The 1,020-nt window shown below is 77.5% G+C and carries 1 pseudogene; it reads right to left on the bottom strand.

Annotated features, from left to right (window positions below):
• A pseudogene (locus tag AAHZ94_RS34510) lies at window positions 1-439 on the bottom strand (hypothetical protein); the annotation flags it as partial.
• Between the last annotated feature and the right edge of the window lie 581 nt (window positions 440-1,020).

The raw sequence follows: 1,020 nt of genomic DNA, 5'->3' as shown, positions 1-1,020 counted from the left end.
TGGCAAGTGCGAGGCCGGCGGCCACCTGGTCCGCCGGCAGCAGCCGCACCGGGAAGGTGCGCCGGGCGGGCGCGCCGCGCGCGGCGCCGGCCGCCGCGGCGGCGGCCAGGCTGACCTCGGACTGCCGTACGGCCTGGAGCAGATGGGTCGCGGCGCCGTCGCCCGGGCTGGTGCGACCGCTCCACACGACCGGAGCGCGGCGCCTGGCCGGGCGCGCCCCTAGGCCGGCACCAGCCCCGGCGAGCGCGGCGATGCGCGCCGTCTCCGCGAGCGCGCTGCTCCGGACCGGGGTGGCGAGCTGCACGCGGAAGCTCGCGTGCGAGACGATCACCTGTGCGGGGTCGCTCGGCACCTTCGCCATGTTCAGGTGCGGCTCATCGTCAAAACCCGGTGAGCTTCCCCCCGGAGGTGTGCGGGGTGTTCTGGTGTCCACGCTCATCTAACCGAGTGACCCCCGGTTAAGACACTGCCTTGACCGCCTCGAAACTGTCCGAGACCCGTCAAATCGACCGCGGCTCGCCGACCTCGCAGGCCAGCGCCCCGTCCCCGCACCGCGCCCCCGTCGCACGCCCGGCAATTCCCCCCCCCCGCCCCCCGACGGATGACCGCCCACCCTACGACGCCCGCACCCACCGCCCGCGGACGCGGCTCCCCCACATCAGCGCCGCGGGCCGCCGCCTACGCGCCCCGGCCGTGTGGCATCGCCCCGCCCCTTCGTACGAGCGGTATACGAGCGGTACACGAGCGGTATGGGCAGTACGGACACCCGGCCGGTACGGAAGGCGTACGCGCCGGGGCCCAGCCCCGTGCGGAAAAGCGGACCCAGCCCGGTACGGAAAACCCGCAAAGCACCGGGGCGACGCAGATCCGGCGCCCCGGGGCCCCGGCCCCGCGGCCCCGCCCGTCAGGGCCGTGGCCCGGGCCGCCCAGACCCCCCCCCCCCCCCCCCCCCAGCCCCCCCCCCCCCCCCGGGGGGTCGCCCCCCCGACCAGACACCCCCCCCCCCCGACCCCCCCGCCC

The organism is Streptomyces sp. HSW2009 (assembly GCF_040240285.1).
Taxonomy (GTDB): domain Bacteria; phylum Actinomycetota; class Actinomycetes; order Streptomycetales; family Streptomycetaceae; genus Streptomyces.
The sequence above is the reverse complement of the archived record's forward strand: the minus strand, read 5'-3'. Positions and strand labels throughout refer to the sequence as shown.